The organism is Plantactinospora sp. BC1 (assembly GCF_003030345.1).
Classification (GTDB): domain Bacteria; phylum Actinomycetota; class Actinomycetes; order Mycobacteriales; family Micromonosporaceae; genus Plantactinospora.
This window is the reverse complement of record NZ_CP028158.1, coordinates 7971393-7996609: the sequence shown is the minus strand read 5'-3', so window position 1 is coordinate 7996609 and position 25217 is coordinate 7971393. Positions and strand designations below refer to the sequence as shown.

At 73.1% G+C, this 25217-nt stretch carries 22 protein-coding genes; 11 read left to right on the top strand and 11 right to left on the bottom strand.

Going from position 1 to position 25217, the window contains the following annotated elements; genetic code table 11:
• Window positions 1-2 precede the first annotated feature (2 nt).
• Window positions 3-800: a site-2 protease family protein gene (locus tag C6361_RS35100; protein WP_107261610.1), complete on the top strand. Its 798-nt coding sequence runs from the start codon at window positions 3-5 to the stop codon at window positions 798-800.
• A gap of 73 nt (window positions 801-873) precedes the next feature.
• Here C6361_RS35100 and C6361_RS35095 read toward each other — a convergent pair whose 3' ends face one another.
• The gene (locus tag C6361_RS35095) at window positions 874-1872 is read right to left on the bottom strand and encodes an aldo/keto reductase family protein (protein WP_107261608.1); all 999 of its coding nucleotides are present in this window, start codon (window positions 1870-1872) and stop codon (window positions 874-876) included.
• Window positions 1873-2001: 129 nt separating this feature from the next.
• Window positions 2002-6549 carry a WG repeat-containing protein gene (locus C6361_RS38640; protein ID WP_234359193.1) on the bottom strand — a complete coding sequence of 1516 codons (4548 nt, stop codon included), beginning with the start codon at window positions 6547-6549 and terminating at the stop codon, window positions 2002-2004.
• A 211-nt stretch (window positions 6550-6760) separates the two neighbouring features.
• Here C6361_RS38640 and C6361_RS35085 point away from each other — a divergent pair, with 211 nt between their 5' ends.
• Genes C6361_RS35085 through C6361_RS35075 form a run of 3 tightly spaced genes read left to right on the top strand, consistent with a single transcriptional unit; the run spans window position 6761 to window position 9436 of the window.
• A complete protein-coding gene (locus C6361_RS35085) occupies window positions 6761-7615 on the top strand; it encodes an ABC-2 family transporter protein (protein WP_107261606.1) in 855 nt (284 codons plus the stop codon).
• On the top strand, window positions 7608-8429 hold the full coding sequence (locus C6361_RS35080; protein ID WP_107270452.1) for an ABC transporter permease: 822 nt from the start codon (window positions 7608-7610) through the stop codon (window positions 8427-8429). Before C6361_RS35085 ends, C6361_RS35080 begins: the two co-directional genes overlap by 8 nt.
• A gap of 23 nt (window positions 8430-8452) precedes the next feature.
• On the top strand, window positions 8453-9436 hold the full coding sequence (locus C6361_RS35075; RefSeq protein WP_107271379.1) for an ATP-binding cassette domain-containing protein: 984 nt from the start codon (window positions 8453-8455) through the stop codon (window positions 9434-9436).
• Here the strand turns inward: C6361_RS35075 and C6361_RS35070 are convergent.
• Window positions 9433-10005 (bottom strand): helix-turn-helix domain-containing protein, encoded by a 573-nt coding sequence (locus C6361_RS35070; RefSeq protein ID WP_107261602.1) that lies wholly within the window; start codon window positions 10003-10005, stop codon window positions 9433-9435. The two genes, C6361_RS35075 and C6361_RS35070, sit on opposite strands and share 4 nt — an antisense overlap.
• A 54-nt stretch (window positions 10006-10059) precedes the next feature.
• Between C6361_RS35070 and C6361_RS37830 the strand changes: the two genes are divergently transcribed.
• A complete protein-coding gene (locus C6361_RS37830) occupies window positions 10060-10764 on the top strand; it encodes an AzlC family ABC transporter permease (RefSeq protein ID WP_199853163.1) in 705 nt (234 codons plus the stop codon).
• Window positions 10765-10825: 61 nt separating this feature from the next.
• Window positions 10826-11134: an AzlD domain-containing protein gene (locus tag C6361_RS37825; RefSeq protein WP_199853162.1), complete on the top strand. Its 309-nt coding sequence runs from the start codon at window positions 10826-10828 to the stop codon at window positions 11132-11134.
• Between the two features lie 126 nt (window positions 11135-11260).
• On the opposite strand, the gene C6361_RS35060 is transcribed toward C6361_RS37825, so the two are convergent.
• The 3 genes from C6361_RS35060 to nadA form a co-directional block, all read right to left on the bottom strand.
• On the bottom strand, window positions 11261-11869 hold the full coding sequence (locus C6361_RS35060; RefSeq protein WP_107261596.1) for a DUF3043 domain-containing protein: 609 nt from the start codon (window positions 11867-11869) through the stop codon (window positions 11261-11263).
• Window positions 11870-12027: 158 nt separating this feature from the next.
• A complete protein-coding gene (gene murA / locus C6361_RS35055; protein ID WP_107261594.1) occupies window positions 12028-13383 on the bottom strand; it encodes a UDP-N-acetylglucosamine 1-carboxyvinyltransferase in 1356 nt (451 codons plus the stop codon).
• A gap of 260 nt (window positions 13384-13643) precedes the next feature.
• Window positions 13644-14813 (bottom strand): quinolinate synthase NadA, encoded by a 1170-nt coding sequence (gene nadA / locus C6361_RS35050; protein WP_107264320.1) that lies wholly within the window; start codon window positions 14811-14813, stop codon window positions 13644-13646.
• A gap of 69 nt (window positions 14814-14882) precedes the next feature.
• Here nadA and C6361_RS35045 point away from each other — a divergent pair, with 69 nt between their 5' ends.
• From C6361_RS35045 to C6361_RS35030, 3 genes are all read left to right on the top strand, one after another.
• Window positions 14883-16022, top strand: a complete 1140-nt coding sequence (locus C6361_RS35045) for a glycerate kinase (RefSeq protein WP_107270451.1) — start codon at window positions 14883-14885, stop codon at window positions 16020-16022.
• Between the two features lie 289 nt (window positions 16023-16311).
• Window positions 16312-16680, top strand: coding sequence for an iron-sulfur cluster insertion protein ErpA (gene erpA / locus C6361_RS35040; RefSeq protein ID WP_107261590.1), 369 nt, complete (start codon window positions 16312-16314; stop codon window positions 16678-16680).
• 368 nt (window positions 16681-17048) lie between these two features.
• Window positions 17049-18023 (top strand): carbohydrate kinase family protein, encoded by a 975-nt coding sequence (locus tag C6361_RS35030; protein ID WP_107261589.1) that lies wholly within the window; start codon window positions 17049-17051, stop codon window positions 18021-18023.
• 19 nt (window positions 18024-18042) lie between these two features.
• Here C6361_RS35030 and C6361_RS35025 read toward each other — a convergent pair whose 3' ends face one another.
• The gene (locus C6361_RS35025) at window positions 18043-18276 is read right to left on the bottom strand and encodes a sulfurtransferase TusA family protein (RefSeq protein WP_107261587.1); all 234 of its coding nucleotides are present in this window, start codon (window positions 18274-18276) and stop codon (window positions 18043-18045) included.
• 105 nt (window positions 18277-18381) lie between these two features.
• Entirely contained in the window at window positions 18382-19533 is a 1152-nt protein-coding gene (locus C6361_RS35020; protein ID WP_107264319.1) for a cysteine desulfurase family protein, read from the bottom strand.
• A gap of 171 nt (window positions 19534-19704) precedes the next feature.
• Between C6361_RS35020 and coxB the strand changes: the two genes are divergently transcribed.
• Window positions 19705-20667, top strand: coding sequence for a cytochrome c oxidase subunit II (gene coxB, locus C6361_RS35015; protein ID WP_107261585.1), 963 nt, complete (start codon window positions 19705-19707; stop codon window positions 20665-20667).
• An 11-nt stretch (window positions 20668-20678) separates the two neighbouring features.
• Complete coding sequence (locus C6361_RS35010) at window positions 20679-21104, top strand: cytochrome c oxidase subunit 4 (RefSeq protein WP_107270449.1); 426 nt, start codon at window positions 20679-20681, stop codon at window positions 21102-21104.
• Between the two features lie 549 nt (window positions 21105-21653).
• Here the strand turns inward: C6361_RS35010 and C6361_RS35000 are convergent.
• From C6361_RS35000 to C6361_RS34990, 3 genes are read right to left on the bottom strand one after another with little or no spacing between them, the layout of a single operon-like run.
• Window positions 21654-23276 carry a cytochrome bc complex cytochrome b subunit gene (locus C6361_RS35000; RefSeq protein WP_107270447.1) on the bottom strand — a complete coding sequence of 541 codons (1623 nt, stop codon included), beginning with the start codon at window positions 23274-23276 and terminating at the stop codon, window positions 21654-21656.
• Window positions 23273-24361 (bottom strand): ubiquinol-cytochrome c reductase iron-sulfur subunit, encoded by a 1089-nt coding sequence (locus C6361_RS34995; protein ID WP_107270446.1) that lies wholly within the window; start codon window positions 24359-24361, stop codon window positions 23273-23275. Before C6361_RS34995 ends, C6361_RS35000 begins: the two co-directional genes overlap by 4 nt.
• Window positions 24358-25206 carry a cytochrome c gene (locus tag C6361_RS34990; RefSeq protein ID WP_107261578.1) on the bottom strand — a complete coding sequence of 283 codons (849 nt, stop codon included), beginning with the start codon at window positions 25204-25206 and terminating at the stop codon, window positions 24358-24360. The genes C6361_RS34995 and C6361_RS34990 overlap by 4 nt, the downstream gene beginning before the upstream one ends.
• Window positions 25207-25217 lie beyond the last annotated feature (11 nt).

Genomic DNA, 25217 nt, shown 5'->3' with positions numbered 1-25217 from the left:
GGATGGACTTCGACCAACGCGGCCGGGACCGGCTGGTCCTCGGCGTGCCCCGGGAGGCGTTCCGGCCCAGCCCGATCTTCCTGGCCCTGGTCGCGCTCTTCGTGACCAGCGGCGCGATGGCGTGGAACGGGTTCGGCAACGTCCGGCTCGACGTCTTCCTCTTCGTCGTCTCGGGCTGGCTGGTCTCACTCTGCCTGCACGAGTACGCGCACGCCGTGGTGGCGTACCGGGCCGGTGACCGTGCGGTGGCGCACCGCGGCTACCTGACCCTCAACCCGTTGAAGTACAGCCACCCGCTGCTCTCGATCATCCTGCCGGTGGTGGTCGTACTGCTCGGCGGCATCGGCCTGCCCGGCGGTGCCGTCTGGGTCGACCGGCACCAGATTCCCGGCCGGCTCCGGCACTCGCTGGTCAGCCTCGCCGGCCCGGCCACCAACGTGCTCTTCGCGCTGCTGCTGGTCATCCCGTTCGCGATCGGGGTGGACGTGCTGGCCCGGCCGGAGTTCTGGTCCGCCGTCGCGTTGCTCGCCTTCCTCCAGTTGACCGCGAGCGTGCTCAACCTGCTGCCGGTACCGGGTCTGGACGGCGGCAACGTGATCCAGCCCTGGCTGAACGCGCAGTGGCGGCGCGGCTACGACCTGATGGCGCCGTTCGGCTTCATCCTGCTCTTCGCCCTGCTCTGGAATCCGCGCGTCGGCGGCTGGTTCTTCGACGGGGTCTTCGCGGTCGGTGACCTGATCGGCCTGCCCGACTACCTCTACGTCGAGGGCCTGCGCCTGATCCGCTTCTGGCAGGGCTGACCGACCCGCCCCGGCGTGACGCCGGGGCGGGCCTGCCGCAGTCAGGACCGCCGCAGTCAGGACGGCCGCGAGATCACGGGCGCTGGGCGGGGCTCTGGGTCTTGGCCGGGTCCCGCTCGGTGATCGGGTCGACGATCTCGTCGATCGCCTTGAGCAGCTCGGCGTCGAGCTTCACCCCGGCCGCCTTGACGTTGTCGCGCACCTGCTCCGGCCGGGAGGCGCCGATGATCGCCGAGGAGACGTTCGGGTTCTGCAACACCCAGGCGACCGCGAGCTGGGCCATGCTGAGGCCGGCCTGCTCGGCGAGCGGCTTGAGCCGCTGCACCCGGGTCAGCACCTCGTCGGACATGAACCGGGCGATGAAGCCCGCCCCGCCGGAGGTGTCGGTCGCCCGGGAGCCGGCCGGCGGCTCCTGGCCGGGCAGGTACTTGCCGGTCAGCACGCCCTGGCCGATCGGCGAGAAGACGATCTGGCCGACGCCGAGTTCCTGGCTGGTCGGTACGACCTCCTCCTCGATGACCCGCCACAGCATCGAGTACTGCGGCTGGTTCGAGACGAGCTGGATCCTCAGCTCGCGGGCGAGCGCGTGCGCGGCCCGGATCTCCGACGCCTTCCACTCCGAGACGCCGATGTAGTGCGCCTTGCCCGAGTGCACGACGTCGGCGAACGCCTCCATCGTCTCCTCCAGCGGCGTGGAGTAGTCGTACCGGTGCGCCTGGTAGACGTCGACGTAGTCGGTCTGGAGCCGGCGCAGCGAGCCGTTGATCGACTCCATGATGTGCTTGCGGGACAGGCCCCGGTCGTTGCGACCCGGGCCGGTCGGCCAGTAGACCTTGGTGAGGATCTCCAGGCCCTCCCGGCGCTCGCCCTTGAGGGCCCGGCCCAGCACCGCCTCCGCCTTGGTGCCGGCGTAGACGTCGGCGGTGTCGAAGGTGGTGATCCCGACCTCGAGAGCCGCGCGTACGCACTCCAGCGCGGCGTCCTCCTCGATCTGGGAGCCGTGGGTGATCCAGTTTCCGTACGAGATCTCGCTGATCAGCAGGCCCGAGCGGCCAAGGTGTCGGAATTCCATACCAACGACCCTAGTCCTCGTACCCCGAGTGGATCAGGTTGGGCGACGGGGTGAGGAACGCAGATCACAGCACGGCCTGGCTGCGCTACGGGCCCGAACTCGCTGCCCTACGGACACAGGCTGGCTGCGCTACAGCACGGGCTTGGTGTCGGCGAGCAGCCGGTCGATCTCCTCCATCACGTCGTTCCGGCTCGGGTGCACCGGGTCGATCAGCGGCTCGCCCCGGCGGTCGAGCGCACCCCACTGCCCGGTCCCGTTGCCGATCAGGAACGCGACCGGGTGGATCACCAGCGCCGGGTGGGCCGGCGCGACCAGCACCTGCCCGGACCGGTCCACCACACCCTTGCGGCCGCCCGCGTCGACGATCGCCAGCCCCTCGTCGGTGAAACCGTCGACGTACCGCCCGTCGGTGAGGGCGGTGGTGAAGCCGGTGTAACGGGTCGGCAGCACCACCTTGCCGGTCCGGTCTACCGCGCCCCAGCCGCCCCGACGGACCGCGGCGACACCGCGCCGGAACGGGCGTACGTCCTCGAAGCCGGCCGGGATGACCACCTTGTTGGCCTTGTCGATCGCGATCCAGCCGCCGGTGCCGTCCCGGGACACCCAGGCCAGCCCGTCGGAGAAGGAGCCGACGCCCAGGTAACCGGTGGACGCCTCGATCAGCAGCTCACCGGTCTCGTCGATCAGCTCCCAGGTGCGCGTCTCGGGCCGGCGTACCCAGGCCACCCCGTCCCGGAACGGCTGCACGTCCGCGTAGCTCGGCGCGATCGCGAGCTGGCCGTCGGGGTCGGCGTACCCCCAGCGCTGCACTTTCTCGCTGAACTTCGGCACCGGCGGCTTGTGCACCTGGAGGATCTCGTCCCGGTCGCGCGGGTACGGGCCCCAGCCGTTCTGCGCGACCTTGTTGAAGACCGCGTCGAGCGCGAGTTCGGTCCGGGCGATCAGATCCGGGTCCTCGACCTTGCGCAGTTCCAGCGCCTTCTCGAAGTGGTTGCAGGCTTCCATGTAGCGGCCCTGGTCGTAGCAGGACCGCCCGGCGTGCTCGTGCATGGTGGCCCGCAGCCGGTCCGGCAGCTCGGAGGAGTTCGCCTCCGCGAAGAGCCGGTCCGCCTCGGCGAAGTCGCCCCGCCACTGGAGGACGTGCGCCAACCGGGCCTGGGCGATCGCGATCCGTCGCAACTGGCCGGTCGCCTCCGCGTGGGCCAGCGCCAGCTTGCCGTCGGAGAGCGCCTTGCCCAGCTCGCCGAGGATGCGGGACACCACCGCGCGCAGGCTCAGCAGGCGGGCCCGGGTGCCGTTGTCCTTCGCCGGTTCGAGCTTCTCCGTCAACCGGTCCCGGATCGCCCGTAGCGACTCGGGGTCCTCGACCAGCTCCCGCAGGGTCTCGTGGTGGAACCGCCACTCGTACGACGCGAGCACCTGTTCGGGGTCGGTGGCGGCCGGCTCCGGCGTGACGTCGGCCGGTTCCGGCTCGACCGGTCCGCGTTTCTCGCCGGGCCGGATGATCGGGGTGAGCATGGTGGGCGCGCTCAGCGCGGTCGCCGCCCCGGCGGCCGGCCCGGTCGGCAGCACCGTGTCCGGGCTCGCCTCGACGACCGGCGAACCCGGCGGCGAGGTCGCCAGGGGCGGACCGGAGGTGGGCGCCTCGGCCGGCGGCCCGGACGTGGGCGCCTCGGCCGGTGTCCCCGAGACGGGCGCGGAGGCGGGCGGGCCGGAAGCGGCCGGGCCGGAGGTGGGCGCGGAGGCCGGGGTGTCGGCGCCGGGTGCCAGCTCCTCCGGAACTGCTGCGGCGGCTGTGGCCGCCGGCGGCGCGCTCCGCGCCGCCGCGTCCGTCGGGGTTTGCGGACCCGGTACGGCCTCGGGCGCCGGGTCGTCCGCCGGGGACGCCGGTGCCCCGGCGTCGACGGTCAGCTCCGGGTCGCCGCCGCGCGGCTGGTCCGCAGCGCCGGTACCTCCGTCGGCGGCCGAGGACGGGCCGGTCTCCGGCTCGGTGGGGGAGGGGGCCGCCGGGGCGGCATCGGTGAGCGGTCCGACTGGAGCACGGTCCGCGACAGGTCCGGTCTTTGGCATGGAGGGTACGGAAGTCTCACTCGAATCGGTGGCCCGTCCGGCCTCCGGTACGGGCCCGGCGGCGGCCGGTTCGATCGGAGGACCGGACGAGGGGACGGGCGAGGCGGGCTCGATGGCGGGACCCGCCTCCGGGGTGGCGGCGGGCTCGACCGGTCCGCCGGTCTCCGCTCCGACCGCTGCGCCCGGGGGCGGGCTGGCGGGCGGCGTCGACTCGACGGGCGTGGTCGGGGACGGTGTGCCGGCGGGCGTCGGCGCGGGCAGGAACTCCAGCCGGAGTCCCGTGGTCGGGGGTGGTGTGACCGGCGGTCGCTCGCCGGTCTCCTCCGCGGACGGCTGGCGGGGCGGCGTGGGGGCCGGGTCCGACGGTGTGGCCGGGGTCAGCCAGCCCGTTGCCCGTTCGCGCGGCGGCTCCGCCGGTTCGACCGGTCCGGCGGGCTCGACCGGAGGCGGTGTGAGCCAGGGTCCCGCCTCGGCGATCCGGGGCGGCTCGACCGGATCCGGTTGCCGGGCCGGCTCGACCGTACGGGCCGGCTCGGTGGCCCGGGCCGCCTCGGCCGGCCGCAGTGGCTCGGCCGGCCGCAGTTGCTCGACGGGGCGGGGTGGCTCGACGGGGCGGGGTGGCTCGGCAGCCCGGGCCGCCTCGACCGGCCGGGGCGGCTCGACGGGGCGTGCCGGCTCGACGGGCCGGGGTGGCGTGACGGGGCGCGGTGGTTCGACCGGTCGGGGTGGCGCGACGGGGCGCGGTGGCTCCACCGGCCGGGTCGGCTCCACCGGCCGGGTCGGCTCGACCGCGCGGGCCGGCTCGACCGCGCGGGCCGGCTCGACGGGACGGGGTGGTTCCACCGGGCGTCCGGCGTCGACCGGGCGGGGCTCGATCGGCCGGGACTGCTCGACCCGGCGTACCGGCTCGACCCGGCGTACCGGCTCGACCGGGTGCGCCGGTTCGATCCGGCGGGCGGGCTCGACCGGGCGAGGCTGCTCGGCGGCCCGGGCGGGTTCCCCGGTCCGGGGGGTCTCGCCGGGCCGGGGCGGTTCGCCGGGCCGGGGCGGTTCGCCGGGCCGGGGCGGTACGGTCGGGCCGACCCGATCGGTCGGGCTCGCCGTGCCGGCGGCGACGACCGGATACCCGGCGACCCGGTCCGGGCGGACCGGCGCGTCGTCGGGCTGGCCGCTGCGCGGCGGGACCCGGTCGGGACCCGAGACCGGGGTCCGCTCCGGTCGGCCGTATCCCGGGGCCAGTTCGGCGGCGGGCCGGTCGACGCCGGGCGGGGTCGGCGGTCCCACTCGGTCGCCCCGGGGCGCCGGGCCTGGCCGGACGGCCGGATCGGTGCCGCGCGGGTCGCGTACCGGTGGACGGCCGGAGCCCAGGTCGGGGAAGCGCCGGCCCTCGCGCGGTTCCTGGGCCGGACCGCGCTGTGCCGGCCAACTGGGTGCACCGGACGGTCCGGCGGCGGGGCGCCGGACCGGAGGCTCGGAGCCGGGCCGGTCGGGCCGGGCCCGGGGCGGAGTGCGGCCCGGTGGTACCTCCCGGCCCGGTGGCATCTCGCGGCCGGGTGGCATCTCCCGGCCCGGTGGCATCTCGCGGCTCCCCGGATGCGGTGGGCCGGCCGAGCGCGCCGCCCAACCATCGGCGCGGTCCGGCCCGGGAACGCCCCGCTCCGGACCGGTGGGGCCGTCGAACGCCGCCGGCATGGCCGGGCGGGCACCCGGCCCGACCCGCCCCCGGCCGTCCCGTGGTCCGGGCCGGCCATCGGAGGGCATCGGGCGCCGGTCCGGCAGCGGCTGGGTCTCCTCGGACGCCGGTCCGGTGAGCCAGCGTCCACGCCGCTCTGGCGCGGCGCCTGAGCGGCCCGGCCGGTCGTCGCCGGCCCGGCCCGGGCGATCGTCGCCGGGGCGGTGCGGATCGTGCTGCGACGCCGCCCGGCCACCGGCGAAGCCACTCTCGCCGCGACCTCCGCGCGGTCCGGGCTCGCCACCGGGCGGCCGCCGGTCGTCCCGGCCGATTGGCACCGGACCGCCGCCGCGGTACTCCGCGGCGGGTCGGCCACGTCCGTTCGACGGCTGGTCCCAGGAGTCCGGGCCGTCGTCCCGGGAGTCGGGCGGCGGGTTCCAGCCGGCGGACCGGCTGTCCCAGCGGTCGAGCCGTCCGGTACGCGTCTCGCGCGGCGGCCCGTCGCCCCGGGCCGACGGGTGTGCCCCGGCCGGCTGTCCGGGACGCCCCTTCGGCAGCGCGTCGGGACGCCCGTTCGGGAGCGTGTCGGGACGCCCGTTCGGCAGCGGTTCGGGGCGCCCCTTCGGCAACGTGTCGGGGCGACCATTGGGTAGCGGTTCGGGGCGGCCGGTGGAGGTGGGCTCGGGACGGCCGTTCGAGACCGGCTCGGGGCGGCCGAAGGTCTCCGGTTCGCCGGGGCGGGCACCCGGCGGTGGCACCTTGGCCCGGCCGGTCGGCACCGGTGCCCGGCCCGCCGGCCGGGGGCGTCGCCGCTGGTGGCCGATGTCGCCGGGATAGCGCTGACCGGGAAACTGTGGCTCCCACTCGGCGGTCGGTTCGACCACCCAGGACGGTTCGGCCGGCTCGCCCCAGCGGCCCGAGTACCGGCCGCTCACCGCGACGCTCCCGGGCGTACGCCGGCGTTTCGGGGCGGGGAGACGGTGCCGTGAGCGCTACGCGAAACCGCGCGCCACGCGGCCGGGGAAGCCGGCTCGCGTCGCTCACTCACGGGGTGTCACCTCGTCGAAAAATCTCGCTGGGCAGCCGGGCGTTCCGGGTAAAGTCACCCGGCTCGGTGCAGCGTGGTCGCGGAAGGAGGGTAACGGCGTGGGCTCGGTCACCGCCACTGTGGCACCACCCATCAGCCGAAACATCATCCCATGGTTCCGGACATTTGCTGCCATAACCGGATCGGGGTTTCGTCGATACTCTACCTACCGGCAAGCTACCGTCGCCGGCGCCTTCACCAACACCGTCTTCGGCTTCCTCCGTTGCTACGTCCTGCTGGCCGTCGCGAGCGGTGCCGGTGGCGACGCCGCCGGCTACAGTCCGGCCCAGTTGGCCACCTTCGTCTGGGTGGGGCAGGGGCTGCTCGCCGTGGTGCTGCTCTGGCGCTGGACCGAACTGGCCGACCGGATCCGCACCGGCGAGGTCGCCAGCGACCTGCTCCGCCCGGTGCACCCGGTGGTCAGTTACCTCGCCGCCGACCTCGGCCGGGCCGGGTACGCCCTGCTGACCCGCTTCCTCCCGCCGGTCCTCACCGGGCTGCTCTTCTTCGACCTCGCGCTGCCGACCCGGTGGCAGACGGTGCCGCTCTTCGCGTGCTCCGTCGGGCTGGCCGTGGTGATCTGCTTCGGCTGCCGGTTCCTGGTCAACGCGACCGCGTACTGGCTGCACGACGCCCGGGGCGCGATGATCCTCTGGACCCTCAGCTCCGGCGTACTGGCCGGGCTCTACTTCCCGCTGCGGTTCATGCCGGACTGGATCGCGGTGCCGCTCTGGCTGGCCACCCCGTTCCCGAGCCTGTTGCAGACCCCGCTGGACGTACTCGTGGAGCGGGACGGCGCGGCGATCCAGGCCGGCATGGTGGGCGTACAACTCCTCTGGGTGGGGCTGCTCCTGCTGACCTGCCGTACGGTGCAGCGCCGGGCCGAGCGCAGGCTGGTGGTGCAGGGTGGCTGAGTGGACGTACCGGCTGCGCCGGGCACCCGCCTATCTGGCGCTGCTGCGCGGGCAGGCGCGGTCGCAGGCGTCGTACCGCACCTCGTTCGTGGTGGACCTGGTCAGCAACGTCGGCGCCACCGCCCTCGACGTGATCACCGTGCTGGTGCTGTTCCGGGTCACCCGGGAGTTGGGCGGCTTCGACCGGACCGAGGCGATGGTGATGGTCGGCCTCTCCGCGGCCGCCTTCGCCGCCGCCGATCTCGCGGTCGGCAACGTGGAGGTGCTCCGCCGGTACGTCCGGTCCGGGCTGCTGGACGCGGTGCTGGTCCGCCCGCTCGGCGCGCTGCCCCAACTGCTGCTGATGGATCTGCCGCTGCGCAAGGCCGCCCGGGCCGTGTTCGGGGCGGCTGTGCTGGTGGTCGCGCTGGTCGCCGCCGATCTGGCGTGGACGCCGGGTCGGGTGCTGCTGGCCGTGCTGACCCCGCTGGCCGGGGCGGTCTTCTTCGCCTCGATCTTCGTGGCCACCGCGTCGCTGTCGTTCTGGTGGATCGACTCCGGCGAGGTCGGCTCGGCGTTCACCTACGGCGGGCGCGACTTCACCACGTACCCGATGACTGTCTATAGTGGCTGGTTCCGAGCGGCCTTCGCGTACGGGATGGGGTTCGGTTTCGTGGCCTACTACCCGGCACTGGCGCTGCTCGGCCGGGCCGACCCGCTGGGCCTGCCGACCTGGGTGGGCTGGGCCGCACCGGGCGTGGCGGCGCCGGCCGCCGCGATCGCCGCCGGGGTGTGGCGGCTCGGGGTACGCCACTACCGGAGCACCGGCTCGTGACCGCGACCCCGCCGGACGCCCCGGTGATCGAGGTCCGCGACCTGCGCAAGGAGTTCGTGGTACGCGTCCGGGCCGGCCGGTTCCGCCGGACGAAGCGGGTGGTCGGCGCGGTCGACGGGATCGACCTCACGGTCCGGCGCGGCGAGATGGTCGGCTACATCGGGCCGAACGGTGCCGGCAAGTCGACCACGCTGAAGATGCTGACCGGGGTGCTGAGCCCGTCGTCCGGGCAGGTACGCGTCTGCGGGCTGCTGCCGGTGGCCCAGCGCACCCGGCTGGCGCTGCGCATCGGGGTGGTCTTCGGGCAGCGTTCGCAGCTCTGGTGGGACCTGCCGCTGCGGGACTCCTTCGACCTGCTCCGGCACGTCTACCGGGTGCCGGCGGCCGAACACGCCGCCCGGCTGCGCCGCTGCCGCGCCGAACTCGACCTGGACGGGTTCCTCGACGTGCCGGTGCGGCAGCTCTCGCTGGGGCAGCGGATGCGGGGCGAGTTGACGGCCGCGCTGCTGCACGGTCCGGAGGTGCTCTTCCTGGACGAGCCGACGATCGGGCTCGACGTGGTGAGCCGGCAGGCGGTCCGGGCCTTCCTGGCCGAACTCGGCGCGGCCGGCGACACCACGCTGGTGCTGACCACGCACGACCTGGCCGACATCGAGCGGCTCTGCCGGCGGCTGGTGGTGATCGACCACGGTCGGGTGGTGCACGACGGGTCGATCGAGGCGCTGCACGCGCGGTACGGCTCGCGCCGGCAGGTGGTCGCCGACCTCGACGAGCCACTCGCCGAGCCGCCGGTGCTGCCCGGCGCGCCGCTGCTGCGTGCCGAGGCGGACGGGCGGCGGCTGGTCTTCGCCTGCGAGTCGGCGACCGCCTCCGAGGTGGTGGCCGGGCTGGCCCGGGTCGCCGCGCTGCGGGACATCGCCATCGTGGAGCCGGACATCGAGGAGGTCGTCGCCCGGCTCTACCGGACGCCGGCCCCGGTCGACGCCGGTGGGCCCGGCACGCTCTAGGGGTGCTCCATCACCAGCACGGCGAAGGTGCCGGGGGCGAGCGCCTCGTAGCGGTGCGGGACGTCGCCGGGAAAGCTGACGTAGTCGCCCGGGCCGAGTTCGACCGGGTCGCTCGCCGGTCCGGTACGCAGCCGGCCGGCGGCCAGCACCAGGTGTTCCACGCTGCCGGGGATGTGCGGGTCGGCGTCGCGCGGCTGGCCGGGTTCGAGTTCGATCAGGTAGACGTCCCGGCGTACCTGTGGCGCACCGGCCGCGAGCAGGGTGCCGGTGAACTCGGCCTGCTGGGAGCGGAACCCGGGGGCCTGGCCGGCCCGGATCACCCGTACCGCCGGCTGGGGCTGCTCGACCAGCCGGCTGAACGGTACGCCGAGGGCGACCCCGAGGGCCCAGAGGGTTTCCACGCTCGGGTTTCCGTTGCCGGCTTCGAGTTGTGACAGGGTCGACTTGGCGATTCCGGCCCGGCGGGCTAGTTCGGCGAGCGAGATGCCGCTGCGTTCCCGTTCCCGGCGCAGCGCGGCGGCGATGGCGGGCACCGGAGAGTCGCCGGAGCGGGACTGCGTTCGATCCATCGGTCCATCCGTTCGGCTTGACGAACAGGCATCAGGTGTTCATTATTCTGAACCATGCGTACGGTAGACCGAACACCGGCATCCGGATCGGTGCCGACCCGCGCCCTGCTGCGCGACATCGGCGCGATCGCGGTCGCGATGGTGGCGGTGGGCGCCTCCTTCGGCGCCGTCGCGCTCGCCGCCGGTCTACCGGTCCCGGCGATCGTCGCGATGTCCACCCTGCTGTACGCCGGTGGCGCCCAGTTCGTCGCGGTCGGGCTGGTCGCGGCCGGCAGCCCCGTCGCGGCGGTCTTCGCCGGCCTGCTGCTCAACGCCCGGCACCTGCCGTTCGGGCTGGCCCTCGGGGACGTACTCGGGCGGCGCTGGCGGCACCGGCTGCTCGGCAGCCACCTGATGACCGACGAGGTCACCGCGTTCACGCTGGCCCAACCCGACCGGGCGGGCCGGCGCCGCGCCTTCTGGCTGGCCGGGATCCTGCTCTTCCTGGCCTGGAACGTCGGCACCCTGCTCGGGGTGCTGCTGGCCAGCCGGGTCGGCGACCCGCTCCGGCTCGGGCTGGACGCCGCGTTCCCGGCCGGGCTGCTCGCCCTGCTGCTGCCGGCGCTGCGTGACCCGCAGACCCGGCGGGTGGCCCTGGTCGGCGCGGCGATCGCGCTGCTGGTCACCCCCGTACTGCCGGCCGGCCTGCCGGTGCTGCTGGCGCTGGCCGGATTAGCCGTACTGCTGCTGCCCCGGCGACCTCGGGCGCGGCCGTGCTGAGCCGTCGGCGTGCCGGCGGGTGCGGGTCGCCGCCGCCGGAGCGTCGACCGGGGGAGTCGAGATGCTGATCGTCGTGATCCTGGCGCTGGCCGTCGGCACGTACGCCTTCCGGCTCTCCGGAGTGGTGCTGCGGGACCGGCTGGCCCTGCCCGACGGGGTGAACCGGCTGCTGCCGATGGCGGCGGCCGCCCTGCTCGCGGCGCTCGCGGTGACGGCGGCGCTGACCGAGGCGGGCGCGTTCGCCGGCTTCGCCCGCCCGACCGGGGTACTCGTCGGCGCCGTGCTGGCCTGGCGCCGTGCCCCGTTCGTCGCGGTGGTGGTCGCGGCGGCCGGCACGGCCGCCCTGCTCCGCCTGCTCGGCGTTCCGTGAACGGCTGGGCGCCGACGCTTCACCCTGCTGGGCGTGCGTGAACCGCCCTGCACCGACGCTTCACCCGGCTCGGCGTGCGTGAAACGCCCTGCGCCGACGCTTCGCCCGCCGGGCCGCGCCGGTGGCTCAGATCTTGTCGCCGAGGTTGACCCGGGGGACCGGAGCGCGCATCCGGCGGAACGTGATCGAGCGCATGATCGCGTAGAGGTAGAGCGAGCCCATCCGCTGGTCGGTCTTGGGGAACCGCTGCCGGACCAGCTTCTTGATCTTCCGCGAGATCAGCACCGAGTCGATCACCAGGGCGATCGCCAGCAGGCCCCAGAGCAGGTTGGAGGCGAACCGCACCGCCGGCGGCATGGTGTTCGCCGAACCGATCAGCACCACCAGGGCGCCGCCGAAGAACCAGGTCCCGACGGTACGCCGGGAGTCCACCACGTCCCGGGCGAGCCCGCGCTCGGGAGCCCGGTCCCGGGGACCACCCTCCCGGCGGAACTCGGCCGCCGACTCCGCCCGCAACTGCCGGCGCCGCTCCCGGGCCTCCTGCTTGGTGAGCGGCTTGGCGTCGCCGACGACCCGCCGACCGGCGCTCGGGCGCTTCGGAGTCTCCCGGCCCAACTCCTTCTTGCTCGGGGTGTAGCCCCGGGGGCGGGCGGACGCGGACTCCTCCTCGGGGGTCACCTCAGCGGTGGCCTCCTCGACGAGGTCGGTGGGCTTGCGGCGAAACAGCGACGGCACGCGGCAAGGGTAGCCAACCGCCGGAGCGACCCGCACCTCGCGGTACGCCGACCGCCCACCGCCGCCGCCCGGAACCGGGTGAGCAGCGTCTCACCCGGTCTCCGGCCGGCCCGGACCCGGAAGCCGGCACGCCGGCCACCGGATGCGGGTACGCGGGTTCAGGGGCGCTCGACGTGCGCGCCGAGGTCCGCGAGCTTGGCCTCGAAGTCCTCGTAACCCCGGTTGATCAGATCCACGCCGTAGACCCGGGAGGTGCCCTCGGCCGCCAGCGCGGCGATCAGGTGGCTGAACCCGGCCCGCAGGTCGGGGATGACCAGGTCGGCGGCGTGCAGCTTCGACGGCCCGGCGATCACCGCCGAGTGCTTGAAGTTGCGGCGGCCGAACCGGCAGGGCGTACCGCCGAGGCAGTCCCGGTAGACCTGGATCGTGGCGCCCATCTTGTTCAGCGCCTCGGTGTAGCCGAGCCGCTGCTCGTACACCGTCTCGTGCACGATCGACAGGCCCCGGGCCTGGGTCAGCGCCACCACCAGCGGCTGCTGCCAGTCGGTCATGAACCCCGGGTGCACGTCGGTCTCCAGCGCCACCGCCCGCAGCTCGCCGCCGGGGTGCCAGAACCGGATCCCGCCCTCCTGGCCCGGGCTGCCCTGCCGAGGCGGCCGGGTGTCGGTGACCTCGTACGCCCCGCCGACCGAGCGGAACACGTTGAGGAAGGTCATCATGTCGGCCTGCTCGGCGCCGAGCACCTCGACCCGGCCGCCGGTGGCCAGCGCGGCGGCGGCCCAGCTCGCCGCCTCGATCCGGTCCGGGATCGGCCGGTGGGTGTAGCCGCCCAGCCGGGCGACACCCTGCACCTCGATCACCCGGTCGGTGTGCACCTTGATGATCGCGCCCATCTTCTGGAGTACGCAGATCAGGTCGATGATCTCCGGCTCGACGGCCGCGTTGCGCAGCTCGGTGACGCCCTCGGCGAGTACCGCGGTCAGCAGCACCTGCTCGGTGGCGCCCACGCTCGGGTACGGCAGCTCGAACTTGGTGCCGTGCAGGCCGCTCGGTGCGGTCAGGTGCATCCCGTCGGGTGCCTTGTCCACCACCGCGCCGAACTGCCGCAGCGCCTGGATGTGGAAGTCGATCGGCCGTGGGCCGATGTGGCAGCCGCCCAGGTCGGGGATGAACGCGTGGCCGAGCCGGTGCAGCAGCGGACCGCAGAACAGGATGGGGATCCGGCTCGATCCGGCGTGCACGTTGATCTCGTCCGTGCTGGCGCTCTCGACGTTGGCCGGGTCGAAGACCAGTTCGCCGTCGTCGACGCCGTCGGTGACCTTCACGCCGTGCAGTTCGAGCAGGCCCCGGACCACCTCGACGTCGCGGATCCGCGGCACGTCGAAGAGCCGGCTCGGCTCGTCGCCGAGCAGGGCCGCGACCATCGCCTTGGAGACGAGATTCTTCGCGCCGCGCACTCGGATCTGCCCGGAAAGGGGCGTACCTCCGTGTACGACCAGGACGTCGTCGGTCAACGGAACCTCCAGCGGGTTGATGCTGCTCTACGTCGATGCTCTCCGCGAGGGTGAACCATCAGGTCCACACAGCCGTCGCCCCCCGTGGCCCGGCCGGCACGACGCGGTCACGCCGTCCTGCCCGGGCTCTGTCACGGCCCCGGGCAGCATAGCGCTCGGTTACGAAAAAAGAGCGGTCACAGCGCGACGGATGGCACGAAACGGGGACAGCGGCAGGAATCCGTACCCCGCTTATTACTGTCAGTAGTCGTATGCGTCCGCTACGGCAGGGCCAGCATCTGGTCCAGCGCCACCCGGGCGTGGTGCGCGGTGTCCCGGTCCACGGTGATCTGGTTCGGCACCCGGCCGGCGACCAGTTCCTCCAGCGACCAGACCAGGTGCGGCAGGTCGATCCGGTTCATCGTGGAGCAGTAGCAGACGGTCCGGTCCAGGAACATGACCTGCTTGTCCGGGTGGGCGTTGGCCAGCCGACGGACCAGGTTCAGTTCGGTACCGACCGCCCAGGCCGAGCCGGCCGGCGCCGCCTCGATGGTGTTGATGATGTACTCGGTCGAGCCGACGTGGTCGGCGGCGGTCACCACGTCGTACCGGCACTCGGGGTGGACCAGCACGTTCACCCCGGGCACCCGCATCCGGACCTCGTCGACGCTGCTCCGGGTGAACCGGCCGTGCACCGAGCAGTGCCCCCGCCACAGGATCATCTTGGCTTCCCGGAGCTGCTTGGCGGTCAGCCCGCCACCCGGCTTGTGCGGGTCGTAGAGCACGCAGTCGTCCGCGTCCAGCCCCATCTTCAGCACCGCCGTGTTACGGCCGAGGTGCTGGTCGGGGAGGAAGAGCACCCGCTGCCCCCGCTCGAACGCCCAGCGCAGCGCCCGCTCGGCGTTCGACGAGGTGCAGACCACCCCGCCGTTGCGCCCGACGAAGCCCTTGATGTCGGCGGACGAGTTCATGTAGGTCACCGGCACGGTCGAACCGGCCACGCCGAGTTCTTCCAGCGCCTCCCAGGCGGCCTCGACCTGCGGCAGCGCCGCCATGTCCGCCATCGAGCAGCCGGCGGCCAGGTCGGGCAGGACCACCCGCTGGGCGTCGGTGGTGAGGATGTCGGCGCTCTCGGCCATGAAGTGCACGCCGCAGAAGACGATGTACTCCGCGTCCGGCCGGGCCGCCGCCTCGCGGGCGAGCTTGAACGAGTCACCGGTCACGTCGGCGAACTGGATGACCTCGTCGCGCTGGTAGTGGTGGCCGAGCACGAACACCCGCTCACCGAGCGCCGCCTTGGCGGCCGTGGCCCGGGCGACCAGGTTCGGGTCGCTCGGCGGCGGCAGCTCGCCGGGACAGTCGACCCCGCGCTCGCTGGTCGGGTCGGCGCCCCGGCCGAGCAGCAGCAGGGCGGTAGCGGTGCTGGACGGCTCTACCCACGTCGAAGTCACGATCCCCATGCTTCCACAGCCGGGACCGCTTTCCAGCCGTCCTGATGTGGGCTGCCACACTCGTGATCCATGCGGATCCTGATCTGTCCGGACAAGTTCGCCGGTACCCTCTCCGCGGCCGAGGTGGCCGAGGCGGTCCGGGACGGCTGGCGGGAGGTGGCCCCCGGCGACGACCTGGTGCTGCGGCCGCTCTCCGACGGCGGGCCGGGCTTCGTCCAGGTGCTCGCCGCCGCCCTGCCCGGACGCCGGGTGCCGGTGTCGACCGTCGACCCGCTGGGCCGGCCGGCCGCCGGCGAGATCCTGCTCACCGCCGACGGCACCACCGCGTACGTGGAGAGTGCCCAGGCGTGCGGCCTGCACCTGCTCGCCCCGGAGGAACGCGACCCGAAGCGGACCACCTCGTACGGCCTCGGCGCGCTGCTCGCCACCGCCGCCGAGGCGGGGGCCCGGCGTGCCGTGGTCGGGCTGGGCGGCTCGGCCGTGAACGACGCGGGCGCGGGGCTGCTGGCCGCGCTGAACGCCGTACCGGTGGACGCCGCCGGGATGGCCCTGCCGTACGGCGGAGCCGCGCTGCTCGCCGTCGCCGGGCTGACCGGACGGCCCCAGTTGCGTGGGATGGGGCTGGTCGCGGCGACCGACGTCGACAACCCGCTGACCGGGCTGACCGGCGCGTCGAACGTCTTCGGGCCGCAGAAGGGTGCGACCCGCGAGGACGTACTCCTGCTCGACGACGCGCTGGGGCGCTTCGCCGAGGTGCTGGAGCGCGACCTGCCCGGCTGCCCGCCCGGGCTGGCCGGGTTGCCGGGTGCCGGCGCGGCCGGCGGGCTCGGTGCGGCGCTGCTCGCGCTGGGCGGCCGGTGCGAGTCGGGTATCGAGCTGGTCACCCGGTTGACCGGGCTGGACGCCGCCTACGACGAGGCCGACCTGGTGATCACCGGGGAGGGTTCCTTCGACCACCAGTCGCTGCGCGGCAAGGTGGTGGCCGGGGTGGCCGGGGCGGCCCGGGACCGGGGGGTGCCCTGTGTGGTGCTGGCCGGCCGGGTCAGCGCCGGGCGGCGCGAGTCGGCGGCGGCCGGGGTGACCGAGACGCACAGCCTGGTGGACCACTTCGGCGGGGAGCCGCACGGCGGGGTCGAGCGGGCGATGAGCCGGCCGGCCGAGGGCCTGCGGGCGCTGGCGGCCCGGCTGGCCGGGCAGTGGAGCCGGTGACCGGCCGGCCGCCGACCTCAGGCCGGACCGGCGGGGTGGGTATGGGTGTGCCGTGCCCCGGTGCCGGGTCTGGGGCGTTCGTCACATTCCGGTGCCCGCGCGGCACCGGGTCGCCCCGGTCGGCGAACCGGACGATCCGGCACGCCGGGGCGGGTTCCCCCCGAGCCTGGGTGACCTGCGTCGCACCGGCCTAGAATCGATTTTGTACCCACATTGGGAATCACCGGCCAGCCGGCTAGCGTTGGCCAGTACGGATAAACATCGCACCGGCGCAGGGGAGACTTTCATCGTGACAACGCCAGCGCAGACCGAGTCGAGCGCGGAAACCGCTCCGAGTACCATCGTCCTGACCGACGTCGCGGCGCAGAAGGTGAAGGCCCTGATCGAGCAGGAGGGCCGCGACGACCTGCGGCTGCGGGTCGCGGTGCAGCCGGGTGGCTGCTCCGGCCTGCGTTACCAGCTCTTCTTCGACGAGCGTTCGCTCGACGGTGACGTGGTCAGTGACTTCGGCGGGGTCGAGGTCGTCGTCGACCGGATGAGCGCGCCGTACCTGACCGGCGCCACCATCGACTTCGCCGACCGGATCGACGCCCAGGGCTTCACCATCGACAACCCGAACGCGCAGAACTCGTGCGCGTGCGGTGATTCGTTCCACTGATCGGTGCTTTGTCCCGGTTTACCCGGTACATCCCGATCTACTGCTCCATACTGGTTACCTGAGCGGGTCGCCCCGCGCGGGGGCGTGACGTTACCCGGAGAGTCCGTCACGCCGCCGCGTCGGGAGCGGCCCGTTCGGCGTTCCAGGGCGCGTCCTCGCGTACCCGGGCCGGCTGGCGGCGGTCCACGGCGGCCGCGGGCGCGCCGCGGGCGCCCGGGGCGGCGGACCTTGCCGGGCGGCGGACCTTGCCGGGCGGTGAGCCGCAGGTGACCTCGGGTTGGCCGGTACCCGATCGATCGGGGACGTGGCCGACGACGGACCGGTAGGCTGACCCGGCCGTAATCCCGTCTCCAACTCCGAGGGCCGACATGAAGATCGCCGTCACCGGCTCGATCGCCACCGACCACCTGATGCACTTCCCGGGCCGGTTCGCCGATCAGTTCATCGCCGACCAGCTGCACAAGGTCTCACTCTCGTTCCTCGTCGACGAGCTGGTGCTCCGCCGGGGCGGCGTCGCCGCCAACATCGCCTTCGGGATGGCGCAGCTCGGCCTGCGGCCGGTGCTGCTCGGCGCGGTCGGCGCCGACTTCGACGACTACCGGTCCTGGTTGGAGCGGCACGGCGTCGACTGCGCCTCGGTGCACATCAGCGAGGTGGCCCACACGGCCCGGTTCGTCTGCACCACCGACACCGAGATGTGCCAGATCGCCTCCTTCTACGCCGGTGCGATGAGCGAGGCCCGCAACATCGAGCTGGCCCCGGTCGCCGACCGGGTCGGCGGGCTCGACCTGGTGCTGGTCAGCGCCAACGACCCGGACGCGATGCTGCGGCACTCCGAGGAGTGCCGCCAGCGGGGGTACGCCTTCGCCGCCGACCCGTCGCAGCAGCTCGCCCGGATGGACGGCTCCGCCGTACTCGGCCTGATCGACGGCGCCGACTACCTGCTGACCAACGACTACGAGAAGTCGCTGCTCCAGAGCAAGGCCGGGCTCACCGACGACCAGCTGCTGGAGCGGGTCAAGATCCGGGTCACCACGCTGGGCAAGGACGGTGTCGAGATCGTCGGCCGGGACATCGAGCGGATCCACGTGCCGATCGCCCGCGAGCTGCACATCGCCGACCCGACCGGGGTGGGCGACGGCTTCCGGGCCGGATTCTTCGCCGGACTCTCCTGGGGACTGGGCCTGGAGCGGTCGGCCCAGATCGGCTCGCTCCTCGCCACGCTGGTGCTGGAGACCGTCGGCACCCAGGAGTACGAGGTCCGGGGCGACCTCTTCGTCAAGCGCCTCGCCGAGTCGTACGGCGACCAGGCCGCCGAGGAGGTCCGGCAGCACCTGGGCTGAGCCGGAGCGCGGTCGGCGGTCAGTGGGCGCGGCGGATGTCGTACGCGGGGGAGCCGTCGACGGTCGAGGTACCGACCAGCTCCTGTCCGCGCATCCGGCACCAGGCCGGGATGTCGATCGCCGCGGCCGGGTCGTCGGCGAGTACCCGGAGCACGCCGCCGACCGGCAGTTGGGGCAGGCGCCGGGCCGCCGCGATCACCGGCAGCGGGCAGCGCTGGCCGAGACAGTCGACGACCTCGTCCGGAGCGTTCACCGCTGACCTCCCGGCACTCGCGTACGTCCTTCCGATCGTCGTCGGCCCTCCGGCGATTGTCCGACGCCGGGCGGGGTCGAGCCAACCGGCCCGCCGGGGCCGGGGTCAGAGTCCGAGCACCCCGGCCTCGGCGCGCAGCCCGGCCACGATCCCCGGCAGCTCGGCGAGGAAGCGCTCCACCTCCGCCTCGGTGCTCTCCCGGTGCAGCGAGATCCGGACGTTGCCGTGCGAGAGCACCCCCATCGCCTCCAGCACGTGCGACGGGCGCAGCGTGGACGAGGTGCAGGAGGAGCCGGACGAGACCGCGAAGCCGCGCCGGTCCAGGGCGTGCAGCAGCGCCTCGCCGTCGACGTAGAGGCAGGAGAAGGTGACCAGGTGCGGCAGCCGCTGCACCGGGTCGCCGACCACCTCCACGTCCGGCACCGTCGCCGCCACGGTGGCCCGGATCCGGTCGACCAGCGGTCCGAGCCGGGCGGCCTCCGCCGCGGCCTCCGCGTGCACCGCGCGCAGCGCGGCCGCCGCCGCCACGATCGCGGGCAGGTTTCCCACCCCGGGGGTACGGCCGGCCTCCCGCTCGTCCGCCGGGTACGGCGACTCCCAGCGGGTGCCCTTGCGGACCACCAGCAGCCCGACGCCGGGCGGCCCGCCCCACTTGTGCGCGCTGGCCGACAGCATCGACCAGCCCTCCGGCACCGGCACCCGGCCCACCGACTGGGCGGCGTCGACGTGCAGCGGCACCCCGACGGCCGCGCAGGCCCGCGCGGCTTCGGCGACCGGCTGGACCGTACCCACCTCGTGGCTGGCGCTGATCAACGTGCCGAGGGCCACCCCGGGGCCGGCCACCGCCGACGACCAGGCGTCGAGGTCGAGCCGCCCGGACCGGTCCACCGGTACCGGGGTGGCGTCGCCGCCGGCCGCCACGTGCCGTTGCGCCGCGTGCAGCACCGCGGAGTGCTCGATCGCCGAGTGCACCAGCGTGCCGCCCGCCCGGCGCCGCCCGGCCAGCCCGCCCAGCACGGCGGCGTGCGCCGCGGCCGTACCGCTGGGGGTGAAGGAGAGTTCGTCGGGGCGTACCCCGAGGACCTCGGCGGTGGCCGCCCGCGCCGCGTCGAGGAGTTGGCGGGCCCGGCGGGCCGGCGCGTAGAGCCGGGCCGGATCGGCCCAGCCGTCCGCCAGGGCGGCGAGCAGCGCCTGCCGGGCTACCGGGTGTAACGGTGCCGCGGAGGCCGCGTCGAAGTAGACCGGAGGCTCGCTCACCAGCAAACCGTAACCCGGCGCCGGATCGGGCAAGATCCCCCGGCAGAGTGGGGACGCGGACCCCAAGGCCGTCCAGCCGACGCAGGTCGAGTAATCTGCGACCGTCGGTGACGCCTTTGCCGCCGGTGTCGACAACTCCGACGCCGCGGCGCGCTAGGGAGGCAGGACCAGGTGGTCGCAAGGGGTTCGGAGGTACGGCCGTCGGCCGTACGGCAGAGCAGTCCCCGGGACGCCCGAGGGCGCGGCACGCGCCCGTCGGTGGGCCGGTTGGCCGCGCTCGGAGCCGGTGGCGCCGCGCTGCTCGCCCTGCTGACCGGCTGTGACGTCGGCCGGACGTTCGACGGGTTCGGGTGGCCGCAGGGCGGCATCAGCCCCGAGTCCCACCGGATGTACGACCTCTGGATCGGCTCCTCCATCGCCGCCCTGGCGGTCGGCGTCTTCGTGTGGGGCCTGATCTTCTGGTGCATCATCCGCTACCGCAAGCGGGGCGAGGCGCTGCCGGTGCAGACCCGGTTCAACATGCCGATGGAGTTCCTCTACACCATCGCGCCGATCCTGGTCGTCGCCGTGCTCTTCTACTACACGGCGATCGTGCAGACCGGGGTGAACAAGGTCACCAGCAACCCCGACGTGACCGTCGAGGTGGTCGCCTTCAAGTGGAACTGGCAGTTCAACTACCGGGACGAGCCGGGTGAGGAGGCCAACACGGTCGCCTCGACGCTGGGCACCAGCGAGGTGATCCCGATCCTGGTGCTGCCGACCGGCCGCAGCATCCGGTTCGAGGAGACCAGCAGGGACGTCATCCACTCGTTCTGGGTGCCGGAGCTGCTCTTCAAGCGGGACGTCTTCCCCGGTAACGTCCGCAACGTCTTCGAGGTGAGCAGCCTCGACACCGAGGGCGCGTACGTCGGGCGCTGCGCCGAGCTGTGCGGCACGTACCACTCGATGATGAACTTCGAGCTGCGGGTCGTCTCGCCGGACGAGTACGACCGGTTCATCGAGGCGAAGCGGGCCGGCCAGTCGACGCAGGACGCCCTGGTCGCCATCGGCGAGGAGCCGCTGGCCCAGACCACCCGGCCGTTCGAGACCCGGCGGGACGTCAACAACTTCGGTAACGCGAGCGCGGGAAGCTGAGGAGCGTCCAAATGAAGACCGAGTGGAAGCTGTTCGGCATCGTCTCGATCTTCCTGGCCCTCGCGGCCGTCGTCTACGGGGTGTGGACGGCCGGCGAGGCGGGCCGGGTGGAGTGGATCGGTACCGTCGCGCTGGCGCTGTCGTTCCTGCTCACCGCGATGTGCGGCGGCTTCTTCTGGTTCGTGTCGCGGCGGATCGACCCGCGTCCGGAGGACCGGGCGGACGCGGAGATCTCGGACGGCGCCGGTGAGGTCGGCTTCTTCAGCCCCGGCAGCTACTGGCCGTTCGGGTTGGCCGCTGCCGCCACCGTCGCCGGGCTCGGCCTGGTGTTCTGGCAGTGGTGGCTGATCGCCGCCGGCCTGATCGCGGTGATCTTCGGGGCCTGCGGCCTGCTCTTCGAGTACTACTCCGGCACCCGGCGCACTGCGGAGCACTGACCGGCGCGGTAGGCATCTCCGACGACCCGTGGCCCTTTCGGGGGCTGCGGGTCGTCGTCGTTGATGCCCCGCGAGCCGTGCTGAGCGGCCCGTCTGGCGAAGATCTGGTCCAGGTGGTACCCCGCGACAAGGCCGGACTCCGACGTGCCGTGCAGGCCCGCCACGACGCTGTCGGCGTGGCCGGTCGGTCGCCAGCGCGAGCCAGGTTGCCGGCCTCCGCCGTGGGATCCCGCCCCGGCGCCGGTTCGCCGGCCCGGTCTGATCGAGCAGCGGTCGCGGGGCCGAAGCCCTTCGCCCCGGCCCCGACCCCGGCTGATCCGACTGGAGCGGCGCCACAGCTCGCCCACCGGGCACGGGCCGCCGGGAGTTGGGCACGGGCCTGTCGATGGAGCGGGCCGGCGTGGCTGAACCGCTCGTCCTCGACTCCGCCGGAACGCACACGCGGACACCTCCGCGCCCGTGACAGCCGACCCGACGTTCCGACCCTGAAACGCCAGTGGCGCCCGCCGGAAACTCCGGCGGGCGCCACTGTCACGTGGTGCGTGTCGTTCAGCGGCGGTCGCCGCTGCCGATCTCCTCGCGCTCGGGGCGCGGCTCGACCGGCGGGTGGCCGGGCGAGACCGGCGCCTCGGCCGGCTTCTCGATCGGGTAGAAGAAGCCCCGGATCGCCGGGCCGAGCGCGCCGAGCCGGTTCATCTTCTTCGGTACGACCCAGCCGACGTACTCCAGCTCGCTGTGCCCGTGCTCGTCGGTCCGGCCGAGCGGCTGGTGCACCTCCACGAACTGCCCGTTCGGGAGCCGGCGGATGATGCCGGTCTCGACGCCGTGCGCGAGTACCTCCCGGTCGTGCTGCTGGAGCCCCAGGCAGATCCGGTAGGTGATGTAGTAGGCGATCGGCGGTACGATGATCAACCCGATCCGGCCGGCCCAGGTCATCGCGTTCAGGCTGATCCAGAACTTCTCCGCGATCACGTCGTTCGCCCCGGAGAGCGTCAGCACCAGCCAGAACGACACCGCCATGGCGCCCAGGGCCGTGCGGCCCGGTACGTCGCGGGGACGCTGGAGCAGGTGGTGGGTGCGGCGGTCCTTGTTGATCCGGGCCTCGATGAACGGGTAGAGCAGCGGCACCACGGTCAGGATGCCGGGCAGCACCACGGTCGGCCAGAACAGCGGCGGGATCACGTAGCCGTCGCCGATCGGGATGGAGATCTGCCACGGCGGCATCAACCGGGTCGAGCCGTCGAGGAACATGACGTACCAGTCGGGCTGGCTCGCCGCGGAGACCACCCCGGCCTCGTACGGGCCGAAGAACCAGATCGGGTTGATCTGTGCCACGCCGCCGAGCAGGGCGATCACCCCGAAGACGATCATGAAGAAGCCGCCCTGCTTGAGCGCGTAGCGCGGGAACATCCGTTCGCCGACCACGTTCGAGTTGGTCCGGCCGGGGCCGGGCCACTGGGTGTGCTTCTGCTTGAAGACCAGTCCGAGGTGCACGCTGATCAGGGCCACCAGCAGGGCGGGGATCAGCAGTACGTGCGCGATGAAGAACCGGCTGACGATGATCTCACCGGGGAACTCCCCGGCGAAGATGGACGAGGTCACCCAGGTGCCGATCACCGGTATGGAGAGCATGATCGCCGAGGCGATCCGCAGGCCGGTGCCGGAGAGCCCGTCGTCCGGGAGCGAGTATCCGGTGAAGCCGGCCAGGAACCCGACCCAGAAGAGCAGGTACCCGATGATCCAGTTCAGTTCGCGCGGCTTGCGGAACGCTCCGGTGAAGAAGATCCGCATCATGTGCACGATGATCGCGGCCATGAACAGCAGCGCCGCCCAGTGGTGCATCTGCCGCATGATCAGGCCGCCGCGGATGTCGAACGAGATGTCCAGCGACGAGGAGTACGCGGCGGACATGTGCACGCCCTGCAACGGCCGGTAGCTGCCGTCGTAGGTCACCTCGCGCATCGACGGCTCGAAGAACAGCGTCAGGTAGACACCGGTCAGCAGCAGCACGATGAAGGAGAAGAGCGCGATCTCGCCCAGCAGGAACGACCAGTGGTCGGGGAAGACCTTGTTCAGCAGGGACCGCAGCGGGGTTGCTACCTGCAACCTGTCGTCGACCTCGCGGGCGGCCTTGCCGGGCACCGCCGCCACGTCCAACCTTCGGCGCTTCATGGCCGCTCCCAGAAGTCTGGCCCTACGGTCTCGGTGAAGTCGGACTTCGCCACGAAGAAGCCCCCCTCGACGTCGAGGGGCAGTTGGGGAAGCCGCCGGTTCGCCGGTCCGAAGACCGGGCGGGCGTTGTCGGTGATCAGGAACTGTGACTGGTGACAGGGGCAGAGCAGGCGGTTGGTCTGCTGCTCGTAGAGGCTGGCCGGGCAGCCGGCGTGCGTGCAGATCTTGGAGTAGGCGATGTAGTTGCCCCACATGAAGTTCGGCTTGTTGTCCCGGACGTTCGCCGCCTTCGCGTCGGCCGCGTCACGCTCCCGCAGGTGGAACAGCAGGACCGGGGAGTCCGCCCACTTGTTCGTGGCGCCGCCCTCGATTCCGGGGTAGACCGTGAGCATCCCGCCGGGGCTGATGTCCTCCGGGCGGATCGGGGTGCCGTCGTGGTGGGTCAGGTGGATCCGCCTGCCGTCCTGCGGCTTCCAACCGGTGGTGAACATCTGGTTGTTCTTGTGCGGCTGTTCGATCATTCCGCCGATCAGCGGCGCCGCCGCGACCGCACCCACCGGGGCGAGGCCGGCGAGCAGCGAGATGCCGAGCAGCGGCCGACGCCGTACGCCCATCTCGTCGGCCAGGTAGAGCATCGTGTTGCCGGTGAGCTTGCGCTCGTCGTCGGTGACGTGCTCGTCGTGCCGGCCCTGGATCGACACCTCCTTGGGCAGCAGCTTCTTGCCCCAGGCGAGCAGACCGAAGCCGATCAGGAGCAGCGCGAGGCCGAGGGTGATGCCGAGCAGCGGGGTGTAGAGCACCCCGAGCCCGTCCTGGGACTCGAAGGTCCAGGGCCACCAGATGTAGATCGCCAGGAACGCGGTCGCCAGTACGCCGACCAGCAGGAACATCAGGGTGATCGTCCGGGTCAGCCGGCGTTCCGCCTTGGTGCCCGGCACCGGGAACTGCGCCTCGTAGTGGACGATCTCGATGTCGTCGCGCCGCGCACCCTCCCGGACGATGTCGAACCGGGACAGCGTCGGGTCGTCGAGGTCGACCGGCTGCTGGCCGGCCCCGTGCGGCTGTACGTCGTTGGCAGTGCTCATGACTTACCCGCAATCCACAGAGCAGCGAAGATCAACGCCACGATGCCGACCAGGAAGATCACCAGCGCCTCGGTGGCCGGGCCGTACCGGCCGAGGTTGAACCCACCCGGGTCGCGGTCGGACTGCACGGTCTCGTTCAGGTACGCGATGATGTCGGCCTTCTGGTCCGGCCGGATCTGGTTGTCCCCGAAGACCGGCATGTTCTGCGGACCGGTCAGCATCGCGCCGTAGATCTGCCGGTCGGTCGCGTCCCGCAGGCTCGGGGCGAACTTGCCGGAGGAGAGGGCACCGCCGCCACCGCCGAAGGCGTGGCAGGAGGAGCAGTTGATCCGGAACAACCGGCCGCCCTCGGCCGCGTCCCCGCCCTGGTGCAGGTTCTCACCCTCGGGGAGCTGCGGCCCGCCGCCGAGTTCCTGCACGTACTGCGCCAGCTGCGTCGTCTGGTCGTCGGTGAAGACCGGGGGCTTCTCCTCGGCCTGGGCCTCCTGCCGGGCCAGCGGCATCCGGCCGGTGCTCACCTGGAACTCCACCGAGGCGGCGCCGACGCCGATCAGGCTCGGCCCGCGTCCCTCGACGCCCTGGGCGTTGCGGCCGTGACAGCTCACGCAGCTCGTGTCGAAGAGCGCCTTGCCCTCCTGCGCCGCCGAGGTGAGCTGCGGGGTGTCCTGCGCCGAAAGGCCCGGCGCGAAGACGGTGTAGGCGCCGCCGGCCAGCATGAGCGCGGCCAGCAACCGGACCGCGGCGCCCAGTCGACGCCGGGCCTTGCCGCGCGGCCTCGACCGCGCGCGGCGCAGCCGCGAGAGCAGCCCGCGGGAGCGGTCGCCGCCGGGGGTGTCAGAAGTCATGGCCTGTGTCC